Here is a 21527-nt window from a genome sequence, read left to right as displayed (position 1 = left end):
GCGTTCTGAACTCAGCGCAGGCCCAGTACGGCGGCCCATTGTTCGTCCGTCACTGGCATGACGGACAAGCGGCTGCCTTTCTGCACCAGTGGCAATTGCTCAAGGGCAGCTTGCTGCTTCAGAAATCCCAGTCCCAGCACCTTCGGAAACTCCTCGACGAAAGCCACATCAAGGGCGCTCCAGGGATTTTTCTCCTCGGTGGCTTTGGCATCGAAGTAGTGGCTTTTCTCGTCCATCGCGGTGGGATCGGGGTACGCGGACTTAACGATTTCTCCAATGCCGGCGATCCCGGGCTCGGGGCAGCTGGAATGGTAGAAAAAGAACTGATCACCCACGGCCATCGCGCGTAGAAAGTTCCGCGCCTGATAGTTGCGGACACCGTCCCAGCGTGTCTGACCGAGCTTTTTAAGCCCGCTGATCGAGAGCTCGTCGGGCTCGGATTTCATCAGCCAATAGGCCATTTACAAGGCTCCTGAACAGGTGTTGGGAAAGTTGTCCTACGTTTTGATGACAACCCGACAGTCGGCTGGCGTCAGTATTTGCGTGTTGCGTCACGTTGCCGCAGAATGCCGGCATTTTAAGGGCTGCACGATCTGGCAGCCTGTTTAAACGTTATCGATTTTAGATTCTGATTCGTTACAAAGGGGACGATGAATGCGACGCAAGCCGGATGTACTGTGGGTTTTGGCAATTTTGTTCGGCTTGGGAATCGTCACCACCGGTTACGCGCAAAGTCTGTGGGCCGCCAAGGCAGACGCGCCGGTTGAAATCACTCAGCAACAGCAGCCACTGTCCCGCCGCTAAACCGCTTTCGCAGCGCGCTTTCCTCTCAGGAGCGCGCCTTGCTGACAATTCACCCCGCCACATACCAGCGCTTATCCGTCACCGTTCCTGCCAACGGAACATCCCAACTGGCGACCGCCAGCTTCGCGACTTTCTGACACTCATGGGCCAGTCCCAGCAGCACCGGTTTGCGCCAGGTTTTACGACGCGCGCGATAAGCCAGGCTGCGGTCATAAAAGCCGCCACCCATGCCAAGACGTCCGCCTTGCGGATCGAATCCCACGAGTGGCATCAACACCAGGTCCAGTGTCCAGATCTTGCGCTGCCGCTTGGCATTGATGCGCGGCTCCGGGATACGGAACCGGTTCGGCTTGAACTTCTCCCCTGGATGCAAGCGCTGGAACACCATTTTCGTTCGCGGCCAGGCGCTCAGCACTGGCAGGTAGGTGGCCTTGCCGCGTTTTTGAGCGGCACGAAGCAGCAGGCGCGGGTCGATCTCACCGTCCATCGGAAGATAGAGAGAAACGTGCCGGGCGCGGCGAAACAGAGGGTTTTGCGCAAGTTGACGGTACACACCCTGCGCCGCCTGTCGCTGTTCTGCCGGGCTGAGCGCGCGACGATTATGGCGAAGCAGCCGACGCAACTGTGGGCGAGTGAGGCTTGAAGGATCTGGGAGGGGAGCGGCGCCGGATGAGGTCATGCTGGCGGGTCCGTAAGGCTTTGGAAGGTGATGTCGTGTAATCAGGCAGATTCACGATGCCCACCGCCAGACGGGACGCCTGGCGATGGGTAGAAGGTTCGAGACTCCCCGACGAACCGCTGTCGGTGTAGCCCTTGAACCCGAAAGTTCAAGGTGGAGATTGCAGGAGGTTTTAAGGCTTTCCGTCGAGCGGACATGCACACCAACCCCAACGTGCAACCCCCGTGGTTGTGCGTATCGGCTCAGGGACATGACCGACTGGCAAGCACTCCAGGGAGCGGTCGCAAGTATACCGAATCATGTCCGAACAATCAGCCTTGTGCTTTATCCGAATCCGTGGCAAGGACCAGGTCTACTCGGTCCAGCAAATCGCGAACCTGCTCGCTATTGGCACCATTTGTCTGGGCCTTTGCGGGTGGCAGTTCCTGTTTGTGCAGAAGGTCATGGGTAATGTTCAGTGCGGCCATCACCGCAATACGGTCGGCGCCGATGACTTTGCCGCTGCTGCGGATCTCGCGCATTTTGCCGTCCAGATAACGCGCGGCGCTGACCAGATTGGTGCGCTCCTCCTGCGGGCAGATGATCGAATATTCTTTGTCGAGGATTTGCACGGTGATGCTGTTGCCATTACTCATGAGTCTTGCTCCAGGGCCTTGAGGCGCGAAATCATGGACTCGACCTTTTGCCGGGCGATTTCGTTTTTTTCAATGAGTTGAGCGCGTTCCTCGCGCCAGGATTTTTCCTGAGCTAATAGGAGTCCGTTTTGACTTTTTAGTTGCTCGACACGATTGATCAATAACTCCAGTCGAGCCATCAGCGCTTGCAGGTCGTTGTCTTCCATTGTTTTCCACTGATTACTTTCAGATGAGTGGTGCAGGCGCTGGCGTCTGGATTCGCCCCGGACATCGCCTGATAGCTTGGGCGCGTCTGCCGGTGCTACGATACAAGGCCTTCATTCTAGACATTGCGCCGCCTGGCGCCTAGTTGCCCATGCCTATTCAGAATTCCCCGTACAACGGCTTCGCCACCCTGCTTACCAGCAGTGGTCATCACGTATCGCCTGCCGAATTGCACGGCCTTTTGCTCGGTCGCAGTTGCGCCGGCGCAGGCTTTGATGCTGAGGAGTGGCTGACCGACGCTCACCTGCTGCTGGAAACAGAGCCTGACGACAAAGTGCGCCAGGCCCTGATCGGCCTGCAGGCAATGGTCAAAAGCGAACTGACCGGCGACGACATGACCGTCGTGTTGCTGTTGCCCGGCGATGATGAGCCTCTGGCTACGCGCACCGCCGCCATGGCCCAGTGGTGCCAGGGTTTCCTCAGCGGCTTTGCCCGGGTCGGTGGTCAGTCGCTGAGCGATGATGCCAGGGACGTGCTGCAAGATCTGGCTGCCATCGCTCAGGTCCACGATGCGCTCGACGAGTCCGAAGACGGCGAGAGCGACTACATGGAAGTGATGGAATACCTGCGCGTTGCGCCGTTGCTGCTGTTCACCGAGTTCAACCAGAAAACCGACGACGAAGACGAAGCCAAGCCGTCTTTGCACTGACAGCGCGTCATCGCTGCTTCGGCCATGCCGCCCTGCGCGGCGGTGGCCGAAGCGCACCTCCCGGAGTACCGCACTTGCCCATGATTCATATCCCGAAAGCCGAATATGCCCGCCGCCGCAAGGCGTTGATGGAGCAGATGGAGCCCAACAGCATCGCCATTCTGCCAGCGGCGGCTGTGGCCATTCGGAACCGGGACGTTGAACATGTGTACCGCCAGGACAGCGACTTTCAGTACCTGAGCGGCTTCCCCGAGCCCGAAGCGGTGATCGTGCTGATCCCCGGCCGCGAGTACGGTGAGTACGTCCTGTTCTGTCGCGAGCGCAATCCCGAGCGCGAGCTGTGGGACGGCCTGCGCGCGGGTCAGGACGGCGCGATGCGCGAGTATGGCGCCGACGATGCCTTCCCGATTACCGACATCGACGACATCCTTCCCGGCCTCATCGAAGGTCGCGATCGGGTGTATTCGTCCATGGGCAGCAATCCTGAATTCGACCGACATGTGATGGAGTGGATCAATGTCATCCGTTCCAAGGCGCATCTGGGTGCGCAGCCGCCGAAAGAATTCGTTGCGCTGGATCACCTGCTGCACGACATGCGCCTGTATAAATCGGCGGCCGAAGTGAAGGTCATGCGCGAGGCTGCGCAAATCTCGGCCCGGGCCCACGTGCGGGCGATGCAAGCCAGTCGCGCCGGGCTCTACGAGTTCAGCCTGGAAGCGGAGCTTGATTATGAATTTCGCAAGGGCGGCGCGAAGATGCCGGCCTATGGATCCATCGTCGCGTCGGGGCGCAACGCCTGCATCCTGCACTATCAGGAGAACGACGCGCCGCTTAAAGACGGCGACCTGGTGCTGATCGATGCCGGTTGCGAGATCGACTGCTACGCCAGTGACATCACCCGTACCTTCCCGGTCAGCGGCAAATTCTCCGCCGAACAGAAAGCGATTTACGAGGTGGTGCTCAAATCCCAAGAAGCGGCGTTTGCGGCGATCAAACCCGGCAATCACTGGAATCAGGCCCACGAGGCGACGGTTCGGGTTATCACCGAAGGCTTGGTTGAACTCGGGCTGCTGCGAGGCGCGGTGGATGAACTGATTGCCGCCGAAGCGTACAAAGCTTTCTACATGCATCGTGCCGGACACTGGCTGGGCATGGACGTGCACGACGTCGGCGAATACAAGGTCGGCGGCGAGTGGCGTGTGCTGGAGGCCGGGATGGCACTGACGGTCGAGCCCGGCATTTATGTGTCCCCGGACAATCAGACCGTTGCCAAGAAGTGGCGCGGGATTGGCGTGCGAATCGAGGATGACGTCGTGGTGACCAAAAAAGGCTGTGAAATCCTGACGGGCGACGTGCCAAAAACCGTTGCCGACATTGAGGCCCTGATGGCCGCTGCGCGAACCCAAGCCGCATGAGCCGCTTTAATCTGGCCATCGTCGGCGGCGGGCTGGTCGGCGCAAGCCTCGCTCTCGCCCTGCAAGCCGGGGCAAAGGCGCGGGGCTGGAAAATTGTCCTGATCGAGCCGTTTGCGCCTGGCGACACGTACCAGCCCAGCTACGACGCGCGCTCTTCGGCGCTGTCTTTCGGCGCGCGGCAGATCTACGAGCGCCTGGGCCTGTGGCAGCAGATCAGCCGCCGCGCCGAACCGATTCTCAAAATTCACGTTTCCGACAAAGGCCGGTTCGGCGCTGCGCACCTGTCTTCGATGGAGGAAGGCGTTCCGGCGCTGGGCTATGTGGTTGAGAACGCCTGGCTGGGCCAATGCCTGTGGCAGGCGCTGGACAAGGACGTGATCAGCTGGCGGGTGCCGGCTGAGGTCACGCACATGCAGGCGCTGCCCGATGGCTACCAACTGACCCTGAACGACGAAACTCAGCTCACTTGCGATCTGGCGGTGCTGGCCGACGGCGGCCGCTCCAGCCTGCGCGAGCAGTTGGGCATTGCCGTGCGGAACACGCCGTACGATCAGAGCGCCCTCATTGCCAACATCACGCCGGGAGATCCACACGGTGGTGAGGCCTTCGAGCGGTTTACCGAAAATGGCCCCATGGCGTTGTTGCCGCTTCCGGACAACCGCTGCGCACTGGTCTGGACGCGCACCGGCAATGACGTTCAACGGCTGATGGCGCTGGACGACCGACGCTTTCTGGAAGAACTGCAGGGCGTCTTTGGCTACCGTTTGGGTGCGCTGAAACAAGTGGGTGCGCGGCATAGCTATCCGCTGGCGTTGATCGAGGCCGAAGAGCAGATCCGCTCCCATCTGGTGGTGCTCGGCAACGCGGCCCACAGTCTTCATCCAATTGCGGGGCAGGGCTTCAACCTGTCGCTGCGTGATGCGGCCTCCCTGGCCGAATCACTGCTCGCCAGCGAAGCACCGCTGGGCGAGCTGTCGACGCTGCAGGCCTACCGCGAGCGCCAGCGCGTTGATCAAAAACTGACCGTCGGCTTTTCGGATCAAGTCACCCGGCTGTTCAGCAGTCAGCAATCCCTCGTCACGGCAGGCCGCAACCTGGGCCTCCTGGGCCTGGATCTGCTGCCGTCCGCCAAGAGCTGGTTCGCCCGTCAGGCCATGGGCCTGGGAACGCGAAGCGATGTCTGAACACTCCATTCATCCGTGGCCTTCGCCACAACCGAGAACGATTTAAAGCATGGAAACGCGCGCAGATCTGCTGATTGTCGGGGCCGGAATGGTGGGGAGCGCGCTTGCACTGGCGCTGCGCGACAGTGGGCTGAACATCCTCGTGGTGGATGGTGGTCCTCTGACGGTCAAGCCGTTCGTGGCCGACGCGCCATTCGAGGCGCGGGTCAGCGCGCTGTCCATCGCCAGTCAGCGCATTCTCGAGCGGCTAGGCGTCTGGGACGGCATCGTTGCGCGGCGAGTCAGCCCCTACAGCGACATGCACGTGTGGGATGGCAGCGGCACGGGCAAGGTGCATTTTTCTGCCTCCAGCGTTCACGCCGAAGTGCTTGGGCATATCGTTGAAAACCGCGTGGTGCAGGATGCGCTGGTCGAACGCTTGCATGACAGCAACATCGGTTTGTTGGCCGATGCGCGTCTGGAGCAGATGCGTCACTCCGGCGATGACTGGCTGCTGACCCTGTCCGACGGCCGCACATTGCGCGCGCCGCTGGTAGTCGCGGCCGATGGCGCCAACTCGACCGTGCGGCGCATGACGGGCACCGCGACGCGGGAATGGGACTACCTGCATCACGCCATTGTGACGAGCGTGCGCACGGCGGACTCCCACCGCAAAACCGCCTGGCAGCGCTTTACTGACGACGGCCCGCTGGCCTTTTTGCCGCTGGACCGAGAGGGTGAGCATTGGTGCTCCATCGTCTGGTCGGTGACACCGGAGCAATCCGAGCGGTTGATGAAGCTCGATGACGAACGCTTCTGCCGTGAGCTGGAGAATGCGTTCGAAGGCTGTCTCGGGCAGGTGATCTCGGCTGATTCGCGGGTTTGCGTCCCGCTGCGGCAACGCCATGCCAAGCGCTATGTGGCGCCGGGCCTTGCGCTGATCGGCGACGCCGCACACACCATCCATCCATTGGCGGGGCAGGGCGTCAACCTGGGCTTTCTCGACGCGGCGGTGCTCGCCGAAGTGCTGCGCGGTGCGGTCGGGCGCGGAGAGCGTCTGGCCGATGAGCGTGTGTTGAGCCGTTACGAGCGTCGGCGCATGCCGCATAACCTGGCGTTGATGGCGGCGATGGAAGGCTTCGAGCGGCTGTTCCAGGCCGATGCGCTGCCGGTTCGTTTGCTGCGCAATGCCGGGCTGAAGATGGTCGATCATTCGGCAGAAGCCAAAGCATTGTTCGTGCGTCAGGCGTTGGGGCTGACCGGGGACCTCCCCAAGTTGGCGAAGCTCTGACGGCACAGCACTTTCTGTCCGCGCGCTCCACTGTGGGACCGGCTTTAGCCGGGAAAGCGCCGTTCGTTACGCCGGGAATCTGATGGCGTTCAAGCTGGCCTCTTCCCGGCTGAAGCCGGTCCCACTGAAACCGCGCGCGTTCAGAGGGTTCACCGCCGGCACTCCGCAACATCCGGTAACGGCTCAATCCTGACTTCGGTTGAGATGGTAGATGCGATTCACTACCATTTCGCCTCGTTTTTCCCCTCTCTCGAATCAGGAGAACCTGCATGCAGGCGAGCAAGCGTCTTTTGGCTGCCCTGGCATTAACCGTGCTCGGCAGCACCGCCCAGGCCGCAGATGAAGTGGTGGTGTATTCCTCCCGAATCGATGAGCTGATCAAACCGGTGTTCGATGCCTACACCGCCAAGACCGGTGTGAAGGTCAAGTTCATCACCGACAAGGAAGCCCCGCTGATGCAGCGCATCAAGGCCGAGGGCCAGAACGCAACGGCTGACCTGCTGCTCACTGTCGACGCAGGCAACCTCTGGCAAGCGGAACAGATGGGTATCCTGCAGCCGTTCACTTCGCCGGTCATCGACGCGAATATTCCCCCGCAATACCGCTCTTCCACCCACAGCTGGACCGGCCTGAGCCTGCGCGCGCGGACCATCGCCTACTCCACCGATCGCGTCAAACCGGAAGAACTCACCACCTACGAAGCGCTGGCCGACAAACAGTGGGAAGGGCGTCTTTGCCTGCGCACCGCCAAGAAGGTCTACAACCAGTCGCTGACCGCCACGCTGATCGAAACCCACGGCGCCGAGGCGTCTGAAAAGATTCTCAAGGGCTGGGTGAACAACCTCTCGACCGACGTGTTTTCCGATGACATCGCGGTGCTGGAAGCCATCAATGCCGGCCAATGCGACGTCGGCATCGTCAATACTTACTACTACGGTCGCTTGCACAAGGACAATCCGGACCTTGCCGTGCGCCTGTTCTGGCCCAATCAGTCGGATCGCGGCGTGCACGTCAATCTTTCCGGCATTGGCCTGACCAAGTACGCGCCCCATGCCGACGCCGCCAAGGCGTTGGTGGAATGGATGACGGGCCCCGAAGCCCAGACGATATTCGCCGGCACCAACCAGGAGTTCCCGGCCAACCCGAAAGTCGCACCGTCCGAAGAAGTGGCGAGCTGGGGCGCATTCAAGGCGGACACAATCCCGGTTGAAGTGGCCGGTCGGCGGCAGGCCGAAGCGATTCGCATGATGGACCGTGCTGGCTGGAACTGATCTCTCGCAAAAGAAGCCCGGATTAACGCCGGTTTTGCATTTTGGTGAAGATCCTGTGGGAGTGAGCTTGCTCACGAAGACGGCATTTCAATCGCTGGAGATCTAGCGGATGTGCCGGCCTCTTCGCGAGCAAGGTGGAGCGCCACCCCGGTCGCTCCCCCCGAGGGCTTCGGCAACCCGCAACCCTCCATGAGTAACCCCTTTGGCCCATTCCCGCCAGCGTCGCTGGTACCCCCTGGTTTTCACCATCGCCGCGCTGGTGCTGCTGCCGTTGAGCGTGCTGATGTTCTCCTGGCAAACCGTCGATCAGCAGATCTGGTCCCACCTCTGGGAAACCCAGATGCCACGGTTGCTTGGCAACACCCTGACGCTGGTGCTCGGCGTCGGGCTGGGCGTTACGGTCTTGGGCGTGAGTCTCGCGTGGCTGACGGCGCTGTGTGAGTTCCCGGGGCGGCGCTGGCTCGACTGGGCGCTGATGCTGCCGTTTGCCATCCCGGCGTATGTGCTGGCGTTTGTCTTTGTGGGATTGCTGGATTTCGCAGGGCCGGTGCAGACGCTGTTGCGCGAGTGGTTCGGTTCCGGTCTGCGTCTGCCGCGAGTGCGGTCAACCGGTGGCGTGATCATCGTGCTGGTGCTGGTGTTTTATCCCTACGTGTACCTGTTGGCGCGTACGGCATTTCTCGCCCAGGGCAAAGGCCTGATGGAGGCCGCCCGCATTTTGGGGCAGTCGCCGTGGCAAGCGTTCTGGCGCGTGGCACTGCCCATGGCGAGGCCGGCAATCGGTGCCGGTGTCGCGTTGGCGTTGATGGAAACCCTGGCTGATTTCGGCGCGGTGTCGGTGTTCAACTTCGACACCTTCACCACCGCGATCTACAAAACCTGGTACGGCTTCTTTAGCCTGTCGAGCGCCGCGCAACTGGCGAGCCTGCTGCTGCTGGCCGTCATGGTCCTGTTGTACGGCGAGCATCGCGCACGGGGGGCGAGCCGGCCGAGCAACGAGCGTCCGAGGGTCAAGGCGCTGTATCACCTGCACGGCATCAAAGCCGCCGCCGCCAGCACATGGTGTGGACTGGTGTTCGCCTGCGCGTTCGTGGTGCCGCTGTTGCAGTTGATTGTCTGGGTCTGGCAGCGCGGGCGTTTCGACCTCGACGAGCGCTACGCGGGGTTGATCCTGCATACGCTTTACTTGGGCGGCATCGCTGCGCTGGTCACGGTGTGCGTCGCGATGATCCTCGTGTTTGCCCGGCGTCTCGCCCCCACCCGCGCCATCCGCTCGGGCGTCAGCCTCGCCAACATCGGCTACGCGCTGCCCGGCTCTGTGCTGGCGGTGTCGATCATGTTGGCGTTCAGTTATCTCGACCGGGAACTGGTCGTGCCCTTATCCACCTGGATGGGCGGTGCTGGCCGGCCGCTTTTGCTGGGCAGCCTGGGCGCGCTCGTGCTTGCGTACCTGGTGCGCTTCATTGCGGTCGCCTACGGGCCGCTCGAGAACAGCCTGTCGCGCATTCGCCCTTCATTGCCCGAAGCCGCTCGCAGTCTGGGGGTCAGCGGGCCACGATTGTTTTTCAGGATTTATCTGCCGCTGCTCATACCCGGCACGTTGAGCGCTGCGCTGCTGGTCTTCGTCGACGTCCTCAAGGAAATGCCCGCCACGCTGCTCATGCGCCCGTTTGGCTGGGACACGCTGGCCGTGCGCATCTTCGAAATGACCAGTGAAGGCGAGTGGGCGCGTGCGGCTCTGCCTGCACTGACGTTGGTACTGGTCGGGCTGCTCCCGGTCATCGGTTTGATCAGACGTTCGGCTAAGCCGATTGGTTAGGTGCGGGGTCCCAACCTTGCGGCTACAATGCGCCGCAATCGACTCGGTCTGTCAGACAATTCCACAAATTAGCAACGGCTCCAAACCCCAATTCACGGGGGATTTGCGGGATTGCCAGTGACCGCGTCTTCGCCACGCCCGGAAGGAGAAACCCATGGGACAGCGTACGCCCCTCTTTGACCTGCACCTCGCGCTCGGCGCGAAGCTGGTCGATTTTGGTGGTTGGGACATGCCCTTGCACTACGGATCGCAGGTCGAGGAGCACCATCAGGTGCGCCGGGATTGCGGGATTTTCGACGTGTCGCACATGCATGTGCTCGATGTATCCGGCAGCCAGGCCAAGCCTTGGCTGCAACATCTGCTGGCCAACGACGTCGGCAGGTTGCAACAGACCGGGCAGGCGCTTTACAGCGCGATGCTCGACACCCACGGCGGTATCGTCGACGACATGATCGTCTACCTGACCGACGAGGGTTATCGACTGGTGGTCAACGCCGCCACCGGCGACAAGGATCTGGCCTGGATGAACGCCAACCTTGCCGGCTACGACGTGCGCGTCAGGCATCGCTCGGAGCTGGCCATGCTCGCCATTCAGGGGCCAAACGCCCGGCAGAAGATCGGCGAACTGGTCAATCAGGAACGCACCGCGCTCATCCACACCCTCAGACCCTTCGAAGGCCAGCAGGAAGGCGGCTGGTTCATTGCCCGCACAGGTTATACCGGTGAAGACGGCCTGGAGATCATCCTGCCCGCCACCGAAGCCTGCAGTTTTTTCAACGACATGGTCGGTGCCGGCATCTCGCCTATCGGTCTGGGCGCCCGCGATACGCTGCGGCTGGAAGCGGGCATGAATCTGTACGGTCAGGAAATCGACGAGCAGGTTTCGCCGCTGGTTTCCAACATGGCCTGGACGGTGGCGTGGACGCCTGAAGACCGAACGTTCATCGGGCGTGCAGCACTCGAAGCAGAGCGCGCGCGAGGCATCTCCTCAAGACTTGTAGGGCTGGTCCTCGAAGAGCGGGGCGTTTTACGCGCTCATCAGGTCGTCCGAATAGCGGAAGTTGGCGAAGGAGAGATCACCAGTGGTAGTTTCTCTCCTACGCTAAGCAAGTCGATCGCGCTGGCGCGAGTGCCGATGGCCACCGCTGACCGTGCCGAGGTGGAAATCCGGGGCAAGTGGTACCCGGTTCGAGTGGTTCGACCCGCATTCGTGCGTCACGGCAAGGCCCTGATATAACCCTGATTTGAAAGCCATCCCTGGCGGGTTTTTCCGCTGACCTGATGAAGTAGAGAGGATAAGAACATGAGCACTATTCCCGCCGAACTGCGTTTTGCCGAGAGCCACGAGTGGGCGAAGCAAGAGGGTGATCTGATCGTTGTCGGTATTTCCGATCATGCGCAGGAAGCGCTGGGTGACGTGGTGTTCGTCGAGCTGCCTGAGGTGGGTAAGGTTTTCGCGGCGCCAGGTGATCAGGCCGGTGTCGTCGAGTCGGTAAAGGCTGCGTCTGACATCTACTCGCCCGTGGCGGGCGAAGTGGTCGAGGTCAACGAGGCGCTGGCTGATGGCCCAGAGGCATTGAACGAAGCGCCATACGCGTCGTGGATCTTCAAGGTCAAGCCAGCCAATACCGCGGACCTGGGCAAGCTGCTTGATGCAGCCGGCTACAAGGCACTGATCGGCGAATAAGCCCATCGGTCAGGCACAAAAAAGCCGCTCAAGTGAGCGGCTTTTTATTGGGAGCTAGATTGGCGTTATGCCGCCAACCCGTCTCGACAGGTCTGACTTATTGCTCGGCAACCAGGTTCTTCGCCAGGATGGCGTTCGCCAGGTCCATGTCCGATGCCTTGAGGGCCGGGTTGTCCTTGCGCACCTGATCCATGGCGGCTTCCAGGTATGGGCCACGGATTTCGCCGTTGCTGGCGACGAAGCTGCCAGCGTCATCTTGTGCAGCGACGATCAGCTTGTGGTGCCGGAAGGTGAGGTAGGTGGAACCGGTTGTGGCACCAGACGAAAGCACGTCCCGCAGAAAACCGTCGGCCATTGCTGAACCGACCGGCAGGGAAAGCAAAGCTAACGTGGCTACAGCAAGTTTAAGACGCATGACGGGTACTCCGATGTTGGTTTGTTCTGAAACGATTTGATACGCCATCTCCCGTTCTAGTTCCCCATGCGCAGGGCTTCATAGCGCAACGACCTGCCAAGTCGTCTCGTCCGGGCGTTGATCAACGTTCGGAGGGTCATGGTTGATGACGGTGGGAAGTTGATCGGGCAGAGTACGGTGACTGCAATCTGCGCGGCTTCTGTGTTTGATCGGAACAACAGCTGGCGCAGCCCATCGAGATTCAAGCCGCAAAAACAATAGGAGGGCGTCATGGCTGTTCTGGAAAGTTTTCGTCTCGACGGCAGGGTGGCGCTGATCACCGGCTCCAGCGCAGGCATCGGTCTGGCGATTGCCCGGGGTCTGGCCGAAGCAGGCGCCACGGTCGTGCTCAACGGCCGCAACGCCGAGACGCTGCAATCGTCCGCTCAAGCCCTGATCGCGGAGGGGCATGCAGTTCACACTCAGAGTTTTGATGTGACGGACAGCAAGGCGGTCGCCGTTGCGGTTCAGGAAATCGAAGAACGCGTCGGGCCGCTGGAAATCCTGGTCAACAACGCCGGCATCCAACGGCGCGGGCCGCTGGCGGAGTTCGCCGAGGCGGACTGGCACGAGCTGATGCGTACCAACCTGGACAGCGCCTTCTTCGTGGGTCAGGCCGTCGCGCGCTGCATGATCCCCCGTGGGCGCGGGCGCATCATCAACATCTGTTCGGTGCAGAGCGAGCTGGGCCGGCCGGGTATTGCGCCGTATACCGCGAGCAAGGGCGCGCTGAAGATGCTGACCAAAGGCATGGCGATCGACTGGGGCCCGTTCGGTCTCAACATCAACGGGATCGGGCCGGGCTACTTCAAGACCGAGCTCAACGCTGCGCTGGTGGCCAACACCGAATTCAGCGACTGGCTGGTGCAACGCACGCCGAGCCGTCGTTGGGGCGAAGTGTCGGAGCTGGCGGGCGCGGCGGTGTTTCTCGCCTCGGACGCGGCCAGCTTCGTCAACGGCCACATCCTTTACGTCGACGGTGCCATCACGGCATCGCTGTAATCCGGAGAATGACCATGCAAGCGATTGTCTGCCATGCCGCGAAAGACCTGCGTGTCGAGCCCGGTAACGAAGCGTTGTCGTTGTCTGCCGGCCAGTTGCGCGTTCGCGTTGCTCGCGGCGGTATCTGCGGCTCGGATCTTCACTACTACCAGCACGGCGGATTCGGTGCCGTTCGGCTGAAAGAGCCGATGGTCCTCGGCCATGAAATTTCGGCAGTCATCGAGGAAGTCGGCGACGCCCAGAGCGCTTTCAGCGTCGGGCAACGGATTTCCGTGTCGCCGTCACGGCCGTGCGGAGACTGCAAATACTGTCACGAAGGCCTGCTCAACCATTGCCTGAACATGCGTTTTTACGGCAGCGCGATGCCGTTTCCGCACATTCAGGGCGCCTTCCGGGAGCACTTGGTGATCGAATCGAACCAGGCCCATGTGCTGGCGCCGACCACGACGCTGGCTGAAGGCGCCATGGCCGAGCCCGTGTCGGTCGGGCTTCACGCGATCCAGCGCGCCGGCGGCGTGTTCGGCAAGCGCGTCCTGGTGACCGGCTGCGGCCCGATAGGCAACTTGCTAATCGGCAGCCTGCGCGCGGCGGGTGCGTTGCAGATTATTGCCGCAGATCTGAGCGACAGCGCGTTGGCCTGCGCGCGCCGCATGGGTGCCAGCGAAACCCACAATCTGCGCGACGAGCCCGAAGCACTGGCGCGCTATACCGCCGACAAGGGTTATTTCGACGTGATGTTCGAGGCCTCCGGCAGTGCGCAAGCCCTGCGCGATGGCCTGACCTGCATGCGACCGCGTGGGGTTGTGGTGACAGTCGGGCTCGGTGGCGATGTGGCAATTCCGCTGAACCTAGTGGTGGGCAAGGAAATCGACCTGCGCGGTACCTTTCGCTTCCATCCCGAATTCGCCCAGGCGGTGGACTTGCTCAATCGCAAGGTGATCGACGTGACCCCGGTGATCTCTCACACCCTCGCGTTTCAGGACGCGGTCCAGGCGTTCGAGCTGGCCGGGGACAAGCAGCAAGCGATGAAAGTCGTGCTGGATTTCGGGGTGCCGGACCAGTAACTAACGCTGCTCGCTTTGCGGTGTCACGCGTAGCACCTCTTCAACCGTCGTCAGCCCCGCTGCGACCTTTTGCGCGCCGGACAACCGCAGGCTGCGCATGCCGTCCTTGAAGCCCTGGCGACGCAACGCCGTCAGGTCCAGGTCCGCCGTGATCAGCGACTTCACGGCGTCGGACATCAGCATGATCTCGTACACCCCCGCACGCCCGCGATAACCCGTGTCACGGCATTCCGCGCAACCCACTGCCCGGTGCGCGCCGCTTGGCACGGGCGCCTGCCAAGGCCGCGTCAGGGTTTGCCAGTCGACCTCATCCATTTCGATCGGCGCCTTGCAGTGCGGGCACAGCGTCCGTACCAGACGTTGCGCCATCACGCCGAGGATCGTCGCCTTGAGCAGGTAATGCGGGACGCCCAGCTCCAGCAGACGGCTGATGGCGCTGGGCGCGTCGTTGGTGTGCAGCGTCGACAGCACCAAGTGACCGGTCAACGCCGCCTGAATCGCCATTTCTGCGGTTTCCAGGTCGCGAATCTCGCCGATCATGATGATGTCCGGGTCTTGCCGCATCAGCGCGCGTACGCCGCTGGCAAAGGTCAGGTCGATGTTGTGCTGCACCTGCATCTGGTTGAACGCCGGCTCCACCATCTCGATCGGGTCCTCGATGGTGCAGAGGTTCACTTCCGAAGTCGCCAGCATCTTCAGGGTCGTGTACAGCGTGGTGGTCTTGCCGGAACCGGTCGGGCCGGTCACCAGAATGATGCCGTTGGGCTGGCGGGTCATGCCCTCCCAGCGACGCAGGTCATCGCCGGAGAATCCGAGCTGGTCGAAGTCCTTGAGCAGCACCTCCGGGTCAAAAATCCGCATGACCATTTTTTCGCCGAAGGCCGTGGGCAGCGTCGACAGCCGCAGCTCCACTTCGCCACCGTCAGGCGTCTTGGTCTTCACCCGGCCGTCCTGTGGCTTGCGCTTCTCGGCCACGTTCATCCGGCCAAGGCTTTTCAGACGGCTGGTGACAGCCATCGCCACTTGCGGCGGGAATTGATACACGTTGTGCAGCACGCCGTCGATGCGGAAACGGACGGTACCGGCTTCACGGCGGGGCTCGATGTGAATATCGCTCGCCCGCTGCTGGTACGCGTACTGGAACAGCCAGTCGACGATATTGACGATGTGCGCGTCGTTGGCGTCCGGCTCCTGATCGCTGGCGCCGAGCTTGAGCAACTGTTCGAAGTTGCCCATGTTGCTGATTTTCTGATCGCTGGCGCTTGCGCCGCTGACCGATTTCGCCAGCCGATAAAACTCGACGGCCAGTTTCTGCACGTCGACAGGATTGGCGACGACGCGCTTGATCGGCATCTTCAGTACGTGGGTCAGGTCGGCTTCCCACGCACTCACGTAAGGCTGCGCGCTGGCGATGGTCACCGCATCGCGATCGACGTCCACCGCGAGAATCTTGTGGCGCTGGGCGAAGGCATAGGACATCAGCGGGGTCACGGCGGCGACGTTGATCTTCAGAGGGTCGATGCGCAGGTACGGCTGGCCGGCTTGCTCAGCCAGCCAGGCGGTCAGGGTTTCGAGGTCGAGTTTCTTGCCGGGCCGCTTGTGGTTGTCGAACTGCTGGGTGGCGATGAGTTCGAGCGGGTGGGCGTGGAGATTCTGCGCGGCTCGGCGCAGCGTGAGCGCATATTCGGCGTTGTCCTGATCGAGGTATCCCTGGGCGACGAGGTCACGCAGTACTTCGTTCAGATCCAGCCAGCGGTCCTGAGATGATGAGGCGAGGACGGACATGCGGGCTCCTTGGTACGAGACGGCTTACTTCGGTGTTGAGCAAGAGTAGTCCCAAGCGTGCCAGTTGTTGCGCCCTGCCGGTAGCGAAGCGTTGCCAATATTTTCGGAGCACTCAACTGGCGGCGAGTGAGACGGCCTCGGTTACGACGTGCAAATCGCCCATGGGTTCAAGTTCGACCGAGCAAACGCTGACGAGGTTGCGCATTTTTTCACCAATCACCTGAGCGCGGTGCCACGTCATGCCACCCACCTCGACGCTCACCATCAGCATGCCTTCCTGCTGCAGCACGCTGACCTGTTGGGGAATCAGGTACTGCATCGCGAACAGGTTGAGCAGCCGGCAGAGTACGTCAGCTTCCGCTTCGGCAAGGATTTGGTATCGCGACAGGCAGTGAGCGTTGCTGACCGACCAGACGTCGTGGCGAAACGGAGCAGGGCTGACGGTTTCGAAATGTGGCATGGGATACCTCCTTACAATCTCGTCGTTGCAATGGCGTTGAATGGCAGAAAGTTTTACACGCCGAAAAAGAAATTACTGGTCGAAGACGGGCTGTATTAGTCTTATCGAGACTTGTCTATGTTCAGTGGCCTTATTTCGGGAATTGATTATGCGGATTGAGCTGGATGCCTACGATCGGAAGATTCTGGCGCTCCTGCAGGAGGATGCGTCGCTGTCCAGCGCGCAGATCGCCGAGCAGGTCGGCCTGTCGCAGTCGCCTTGCTGGCGGCGCATTCAGAGGCTAAAGGATGAAGGCGTGATTCGGCGGCAGGTGACACTGCTGGATCGCAAGAAAATCGGCCTGAACACGCAGATATTTGCCGAGGTAAAACTCAACGCCCACGGTCGCTCCAATTTCACCGAATTCACCGAAGCGATCCGAGGCTTTCCCGAAGTGCTGGAGTGTTATGTGCTGATGGGGTCGGTAGACTTTTTGCTGCGCATCGTCACGCCGGACATCGAAGCGTACGAGCGATTCTTCTTCGAAAAGCTCTCGCTGGTGCCCGGGATTCAGGAAGTGAATTCGACAGTGGCGCTGTCGGAAATCAAATCGACGACGAGCTTGCCGATCAACAGATAGGGTGCCAATCCCGCGCTGCGTGCATTTAGTGGGACCGGCTTCAGCCGGGAATGCGTCGGTGGACACACTGCAAAATTGAGAGTGATGCCACTGGACGCTTCCCGGCTGAAGCCGGTCCTACTGACACACGCGCGCCTTTCGTAGGACTGGCTTTAGCCGGGAAAGCGTCGGTAGGCACACTGCGAAATTGAGGGTGCTATTACTGACCTCTTCCCGGCTGAAGCCGGTCCTACCAAAACAGCGTCAGCCGGTCCTACTGCCAGCGTCTTACAACTTCAACAATGTCTTCCACGCCCGGCTTTGCAGGACGGTGATGGTTTGCTGGACGCGGGCATCGAGGATTTCATCGGTGATGTCCAGATGCGCCAGTTGTTCGAGCTTGTTCAGCTCGCCGTACAAGCGATCCAGCTCAGGCAGGTCGAGGGCCTGGCGGGCGTAATGCAGCCACACCTGAATGCGCTCGATGCGTGGCAACTGCTCCGCCAGGTCTTCCGGCTGCTGCTGGTAGCGCGGCAGGTTCAGCGCGGTCGCCTCATCACCGAGGAAACGCGGTACCCAACTGCTGAGCATTGCGTGGCCCTGACGATTGCCACGGTTGTTGCGCTCGACCGTCCAGCTGCGCGCCATCAACCAGCGCGACGTGGTCAGCGAGAACAGGCCCCAACGGGTGTCCTGCAGCTCTTCGATGAACTGCTCATGGGCAGCGGCGCGTACATCGCCATCTTCCTGGCCGGCGAGCACCAGCGTGCGCCAGTCTTCCAGCAAGGCGTCCAGCGCGGCACGCAGGTCATGGGTCGTGGCACGCGGAGCGGCTTGACCGAGGCTGCCGGCCAGAGCGCGCAGTTCAGCGAGCACTTCGACCCACTCCTGCAACAGGCTCCAGTGACCGTTGAAACGGTATTGCTCGGCCAGACGCTGGCTGCTGCCGAGCAGGAACCAGGCGATGGCGCTGAACGCGTCGTCTACCGAGAGTTCGCCATGCAGCTCGGGCGTTGGCAATTTGATGGAGTAGCTGCTGGCGTCGAACAGACGATAGCCACGTTCGGCCTTGCTGATATCGCAGGGCATCAGCGGCAGTTTCTCGGCCAGTTCTGCGGCCAGTTCCAGCAACGCGGCAGGATCGCCTTCGCGCAATTCCAGTTCCAGCTCGCAGATTTCTTCCTGCTGCTTGCCGGCCACCACTTTGCCCAGGTCCAGCGCTGCCTCGATCACCACCTTGGACTTGCCACGGCCCCAAGCGATTTCCGCTTTTTCGCGGACGAAATCAGTGGTGAACACCGGTTTGATGGTTTTCTTGTCCAGATCCGCCAGTTGCTCGGGCCAGCATTCGCCGTCGAGCTTCTTCAGGTCCAGCTTGGCTTTGGGCACATCCCAGTTGTATTCGTTACGCTCGGACAGGCCTGCGACACTCTGGCCGCGAGTCTTGAGGGTCTGAATGATGGCGTCGCCGTCGCGGCGCAGGCGCAGCGCAACTTTGGCATGGGCCAGCTCACGCTCGGGGGTGTCGAAGTACTGATTGAACAGCTCCAACCGCTCCCAGCCACCCTTGTTGCGTTTCTTCAGCAACGGGTGCTCGCGCAGGGCTATGAGGGTTTCGCGGCTGACGCGGAGTTTGATTTCGGTTTCTTTCTGCATGGCCGGAGAATCCAAACGCTCTATCGCTGATAACAGGGGTCGCAGCCGGAATCGACACAGCTGCGTGGGCCGTGCAGTGTACAGGACATCAACCGTGACAGTTTATTCATGCGGGGCAATCGACCTATGATGGTCCGCGTGTCGCACCCCATCACCGGAGTCGCCTATGCCGTTGCCGTCCATGAAAGACCAGTTCGCTGCCCTGATCGCCGCGCCGTCTGTGAGCTGTACGCAGCCTGCGCTCGACCAGTCCAATCGCGCCGTCATTGATCTGCTGGCAAGCTGGTTGGGCGACCTGGGTTTTGCCTGCGACATCCAGCAGGTGAGCCCCGGCAAGTTCAATCTGCTGGCCACTTTCGGCACCGGCCCCGGCGGGTTGGTGCTGGCGGGCCACAGCGATACGGTTCCTTACGACGATGCTTTGTGGAAGACCGATCCACTGAAGCTGACCGAAGTTGACGGCAACTGGGTAGGACTGGGCAGCTGCGACATGAAGGGCTTCTTCGCCTTGGCCATCGAAGCGCTGCAGCCACTGCTCGATCAGCCGTTCAAGCAGCCGCTGATCATCCTCGCGACCTGCGACGAAGAAAGCTCAATGGCCGGAGCCAAGGCATTGGCGGCGGCGGGCGGTGTGCTGGGACGCGCAGCAGTTATTGGCGAGCCGACCCGTCTCAAGCCGGTCCGCCTGCACAAAGGCGTGATGATGGAGCGCATAGAGATTCTCGGCCGCAGCGGTCACTCCTCGGACCCGAGCCTGGGGCGCAGCGCCCTTGAAGCCATGTACGACGCCATTGGTGAACTTAAAGGCCTGCGCCGACAGTGGCAGGAGCAATACCGCAATCCGCAGTTCAGCGTTCCGCAACCGACCCTGAACTTCGGCTGCATCCATGGCGGCGACAACCCGAACCGGATCTGCGGGCAGTGCTCGCTGGAGTTCGACCTGCGCCCGCTGCCGGGCATGGACCCTGAAGTGCTGCGTGCCGCGATTCGGCAGAAGCTGCAGCCCGTCGCCGAGCTGCATCAGGTGCAGATCGACTATGCGCCGCTGTTTTCGGAAGTGTCCCCCTTTGAACAAAGCGCCGATGCGGAACTGGTGCGAATCGCAGAGCGTCTGACCGGTCATACGGCCGAAGCGGTGGCATTTGGCACCGAAGCGCCTTATCTTCAGCGCCTTGGTTGCGAAACCATCGTGATGGGGCCCGGGGACATTGCCTGTGCGCACCAGCCCGGTGAATATCTTGAAATGTCACGTTTGCAGCCTACAGTGCGTCTGTTACGTCAATTGATCGAACATTACTGCCTGGCTACCCCTTGAGTGCGCCCACGTGCTGCTGGAGTCAGGCCCTGTCTAAGAATGATCCGAAAAGGAGAGTACGCGTGTTGCGATGCCTGTTCCGACGATAAAGCTCATGCCGTCTTGAGTGTTTCTACCCTTCGTCCATCCACTACAGGCTCCTTTCGGATATGCCCGATTACGTCAATTGGCTCCGCCACGCGTCTCCTTACATCAATGCCCACCGGGATTGCACCTTCGTCGTCATGCTTCCGGGCGATGGCGTCGAGCACCCGAACTTCGGCAACATCGTCCACGACCTTGTGTTGCTGCACAGCCTTGGCGTGCGCCTCGTACTGGTTTACGGCTCCCGCCCGCAGATCGAGAGCCGCCTGCAAGCGCGCGGCCTGACGCCGCATTTCCATCACGACATGCGCGTGACCGATTTCGCCACGCTCGAATGCGTGATCGACGCCGTTGGCGCCCTGCGCATTGCCATCGAAGCGCGTCTGTCGATGGACATGGCTGCTTCGCCGATGCAGGGCTCGCGGTTGCGTGTGACGGGCGGCAACTTTGTCACGGCGCGTCCGATCGGCGTCCTTGAAGGCGTCGATTTCCAGCACACCGGCGAAGTACGCCGCATCGACCGCAAGGGCATCAGCCGGCTGCTCGACGAACGCTCTATCGTGCTGCTGTCGCCGTTGGGGTATTCGCCCACTGGCGAGATCTTCAACCTGGCCTGTGAAGACGTTGCGACGCGCGCGGCCATTGATCTGGGTGCGGAAAAGCTGCTGCTGTTTGGCGCCGAGTCAGGCTTGCTGGACGAACAGGGCCGATTGGTCCGTGAGTTGCGTCCGCAACAGGTTCCCGCGCACCTTCAGCGCCTGGGCAGCAACTACCAGGCGGAGCTGCTGGATGCGGCGGCTCAGGCCTGTCGCGGCGGTGTGGCGCGCAGTCACATTGTCAGCTACGCCGAAGACGGCGCGCTGCTCTCCGAGCTATTTACACGCACGGGCGGCGGCACACTGGTGGCGCAGGAGCAATTCGAACTGGTGCGCGAAGCGTCGATTGGCGACGTTGGCGGGCTGATGGACCTCATCACGCCGCTGGAAGAGCAGGGGATTCTCGTGCGTCGTTCGCGGGAAGTGCTGGAGCGTGAAATCGAGCAGTTCAGCGTGGTCGAGCGCGAGGGCCTGATCATCGCCTGCGCAGCGCTGTATCCGATTGCCGATTCCGAAGCGGGTGAGCTGGCGTGTCTGGCAGTGAACCCCGAGTATCGCCACGGTGGGCGCGGCGATGAGCTGCTTGAGCGCATTGAAGAACGCGCCCGGGCGCTGGGGCTGAAAACCCTGTTCGTTCTTACGACGCGTACTGCGCACTGGTTCCAGGAGCGCGGTTTCGAGGCCAGCAGCGTTGACCGCCTGCCGAGCGCCCGTGCGTCGCTGTACAACTATCAGCGTAATTCGAAGATTTTCGAGAAGGCTATCTAAGCGAAGCGCGTCAGGACTTCGAGCCTGCCGCGTATTTTCGGTTCGATAGAACCCCTGTGGGAGCGAGC

22 protein-coding genes and 1 other RNA gene are annotated in these 21527 nt (G+C 61.5%); 14 read left to right on the top strand and 9 right to left on the bottom strand.

Features of this window, described 5'->3' with window-relative positions; all coding sequences use genetic code 11:
- Positions 1-11 precede the first annotated feature (11 nt).
- Positions 12-461: an EVE domain-containing protein gene (locus ABEH28_RS07090; protein WP_346629491.1), complete on the bottom strand. Its 450-nt coding sequence runs from the start codon at positions 459-461 to the stop codon at positions 12-14.
- Positions 462-654: 193 nt separating this feature from the next.
- On the opposite strand from ABEH28_RS07090, the gene ABEH28_RS07085 reads away from it, so the two are divergent.
- Entirely contained in the window at positions 655-804 is a 150-nt protein-coding gene (locus ABEH28_RS07085) for a hypothetical protein (protein WP_346628097.1), read from the top strand.
- A gap of 49 nt (positions 805-853) precedes the next feature.
- On the opposite strand, the gene ABEH28_RS07080 is transcribed toward ABEH28_RS07085, so the two are convergent.
- The 4 genes from ABEH28_RS07080 to ABEH28_RS07065 all read right to left on the bottom strand — a co-directional run bounded on the left by ABEH28_RS07080 (position 854) and on the right by ABEH28_RS07065 (position 2324).
- Positions 854-1483: a 5-formyltetrahydrofolate cyclo-ligase gene (locus ABEH28_RS07080; protein ID WP_346629490.1), complete on the bottom strand. Its 630-nt coding sequence runs from the start codon at positions 1481-1483 to the stop codon at positions 854-856.
- A 101-nt stretch (positions 1484-1584) separates the two neighbouring features.
- Positions 1585-1763: non-coding RNA, 6S RNA (gene ssrS / locus ABEH28_RS07075), on the bottom strand.
- A gap of 31 nt (positions 1764-1794) precedes the next feature.
- Positions 1795-2118 (bottom strand): cell division protein ZapA, encoded by a 324-nt coding sequence (locus tag ABEH28_RS07070; RefSeq protein ID WP_282365809.1) that lies wholly within the window; start codon positions 2116-2118, stop codon positions 1795-1797.
- Positions 2115-2324, bottom strand: a complete 210-nt coding sequence (locus ABEH28_RS07065) for a TIGR02449 family protein (RefSeq protein ID WP_037016503.1) — start codon at positions 2322-2324, stop codon at positions 2115-2117. Before ABEH28_RS07065 ends, ABEH28_RS07070 begins: the two co-directional genes overlap by 4 nt.
- 149 nt (positions 2325-2473) lie before the next feature.
- On the opposite strand from ABEH28_RS07065, the gene ABEH28_RS07060 reads away from it, so the two are divergent.
- The 8 genes from ABEH28_RS07060 (at position 2474) to gcvH (ending at position 11677) form a co-directional block, all read left to right on the top strand.
- Positions 2474-3031 (top strand): YecA family protein, encoded by a 558-nt coding sequence (locus ABEH28_RS07060; RefSeq protein ID WP_346629489.1) that lies wholly within the window; start codon positions 2474-2476, stop codon positions 3029-3031.
- An 80-nt stretch (positions 3032-3111) separates the two neighbouring features.
- Positions 3112-4446, top strand: coding sequence for a Xaa-Pro aminopeptidase (gene pepP, locus ABEH28_RS07055; RefSeq protein WP_074892586.1), 1335 nt, complete (start codon positions 3112-3114; stop codon positions 4444-4446).
- Positions 4443-5630 (top strand): 2-octaprenyl-6-methoxyphenyl hydroxylase, encoded by a 1188-nt coding sequence (gene ubiH / locus ABEH28_RS07050; RefSeq protein WP_282365801.1) that lies wholly within the window; start codon positions 4443-4445, stop codon positions 5628-5630. The genes pepP and ubiH overlap by 4 nt, the downstream gene beginning before the upstream one ends.
- Before the next feature lie 49 nt (positions 5631-5679).
- Positions 5680-6900, top strand: coding sequence for a 2-octaprenyl-3-methyl-6-methoxy-1,4-benzoquinol hydroxylase (locus tag ABEH28_RS07045; protein WP_346629488.1), 1221 nt, complete (start codon positions 5680-5682; stop codon positions 6898-6900).
- A 269-nt stretch (positions 6901-7169) separates the two neighbouring features.
- Positions 7170-8171, top strand: coding sequence for an extracellular solute-binding protein (locus tag ABEH28_RS07040; RefSeq protein WP_346629487.1), 1002 nt, complete (start codon positions 7170-7172; stop codon positions 8169-8171).
- A 202-nt stretch (positions 8172-8373) separates the two neighbouring features.
- Positions 8374-9990: an iron ABC transporter permease gene (locus tag ABEH28_RS07035; protein ID WP_346629486.1), complete on the top strand. Its 1617-nt coding sequence runs from the start codon at positions 8374-8376 to the stop codon at positions 9988-9990.
- Between the two features lie 154 nt (positions 9991-10144).
- Complete coding sequence (gene gcvT, locus ABEH28_RS07030; protein WP_192171357.1) at positions 10145-11227, top strand: glycine cleavage system aminomethyltransferase GcvT; 1083 nt, start codon at positions 10145-10147, stop codon at positions 11225-11227.
- 66 nt (positions 11228-11293) lie between these two features.
- Positions 11294-11677, top strand: coding sequence for a glycine cleavage system protein GcvH (gcvH, locus tag ABEH28_RS07025; RefSeq protein ID WP_282365791.1), 384 nt, complete (start codon positions 11294-11296; stop codon positions 11675-11677).
- A gap of 97 nt (positions 11678-11774) precedes the next feature.
- On the opposite strand, the gene ABEH28_RS07020 is transcribed toward gcvH, so the two are convergent.
- Entirely contained in the window at positions 11775-12092 is a 318-nt protein-coding gene (locus ABEH28_RS07020; protein ID WP_065987516.1) for a DUF2388 domain-containing protein, read from the bottom strand.
- Positions 12093-12362: 270 nt separating this feature from the next.
- On the opposite strand from ABEH28_RS07020, the gene ABEH28_RS07015 reads away from it, so the two are divergent.
- Both ABEH28_RS07015 and ABEH28_RS07010 read left to right on the top strand, forming a co-directional pair.
- Positions 12363-13133, top strand: coding sequence for a glucose 1-dehydrogenase (locus tag ABEH28_RS07015; protein ID WP_346629485.1), 771 nt, complete (start codon positions 12363-12365; stop codon positions 13131-13133).
- A gap of 14 nt (positions 13134-13147) precedes the next feature.
- On the top strand, positions 13148-14197 hold the full coding sequence (locus ABEH28_RS07010; RefSeq protein ID WP_346629484.1) for an L-idonate 5-dehydrogenase: 1050 nt from the start codon (positions 13148-13150) through the stop codon (positions 14195-14197).
- On the opposite strand, the gene ABEH28_RS07005 is transcribed toward ABEH28_RS07010, so the two are convergent.
- Entirely contained in the window at positions 14198-15982 is a 1785-nt protein-coding gene (locus ABEH28_RS07005; RefSeq protein ID WP_192171353.1) for a GspE/PulE family protein, read from the bottom strand. It abuts the gene before it with no gap.
- Positions 15983-16094: 112 nt separating this feature from the next.
- A complete protein-coding gene (locus ABEH28_RS07000) occupies positions 16095-16442 on the bottom strand; it encodes a hypothetical protein (protein WP_346629483.1) in 348 nt (115 codons plus the stop codon).
- Positions 16443-16590: 148 nt separating this feature from the next.
- On the opposite strand from ABEH28_RS07000, the gene ABEH28_RS06995 reads away from it, so the two are divergent.
- Positions 16591-17061: an Lrp/AsnC family transcriptional regulator gene (locus ABEH28_RS06995; protein ID WP_192171351.1), complete on the top strand. Its 471-nt coding sequence runs from the start codon at positions 16591-16593 to the stop codon at positions 17059-17061.
- 267 nt (positions 17062-17328) lie between these two features.
- Here ABEH28_RS06995 and ABEH28_RS06990 read toward each other — a convergent pair whose 3' ends face one another.
- Positions 17329-18696 (bottom strand): CYTH domain-containing protein, encoded by a 1368-nt coding sequence (locus tag ABEH28_RS06990; RefSeq protein ID WP_282365777.1) that lies wholly within the window; start codon positions 18694-18696, stop codon positions 17329-17331.
- 166 nt (positions 18697-18862) lie between these two features.
- Between ABEH28_RS06990 and argE the strand changes: the two genes are divergently transcribed.
- Positions 18863-20011 carry an acetylornithine deacetylase gene (gene argE, locus ABEH28_RS06985; protein ID WP_346629482.1) on the top strand — a complete coding sequence of 383 codons (1149 nt, stop codon included), beginning with the start codon at positions 18863-18865 and terminating at the stop codon, positions 20009-20011.
- A 149-nt stretch (positions 20012-20160) separates the two neighbouring features.
- Positions 20161-21459 (top strand): amino-acid N-acetyltransferase, encoded by a 1299-nt coding sequence (gene argA / locus ABEH28_RS06980; RefSeq protein ID WP_192171348.1) that lies wholly within the window; start codon positions 20161-20163, stop codon positions 21457-21459.
- Positions 21460-21527 lie beyond the last annotated feature (68 nt).

Origin of the sequence: Pseudomonas sp. Ps21-P2 (assembly GCF_039672565.1) — a bacterium.
Lineage (GTDB): Bacteria > Pseudomonadota > Gammaproteobacteria > Pseudomonadales > Pseudomonadaceae > Aquipseudomonas.
Note: the sequence above shows the minus strand (reverse complement) of the source record. Positions and strands in the feature narration are given on the sequence as shown.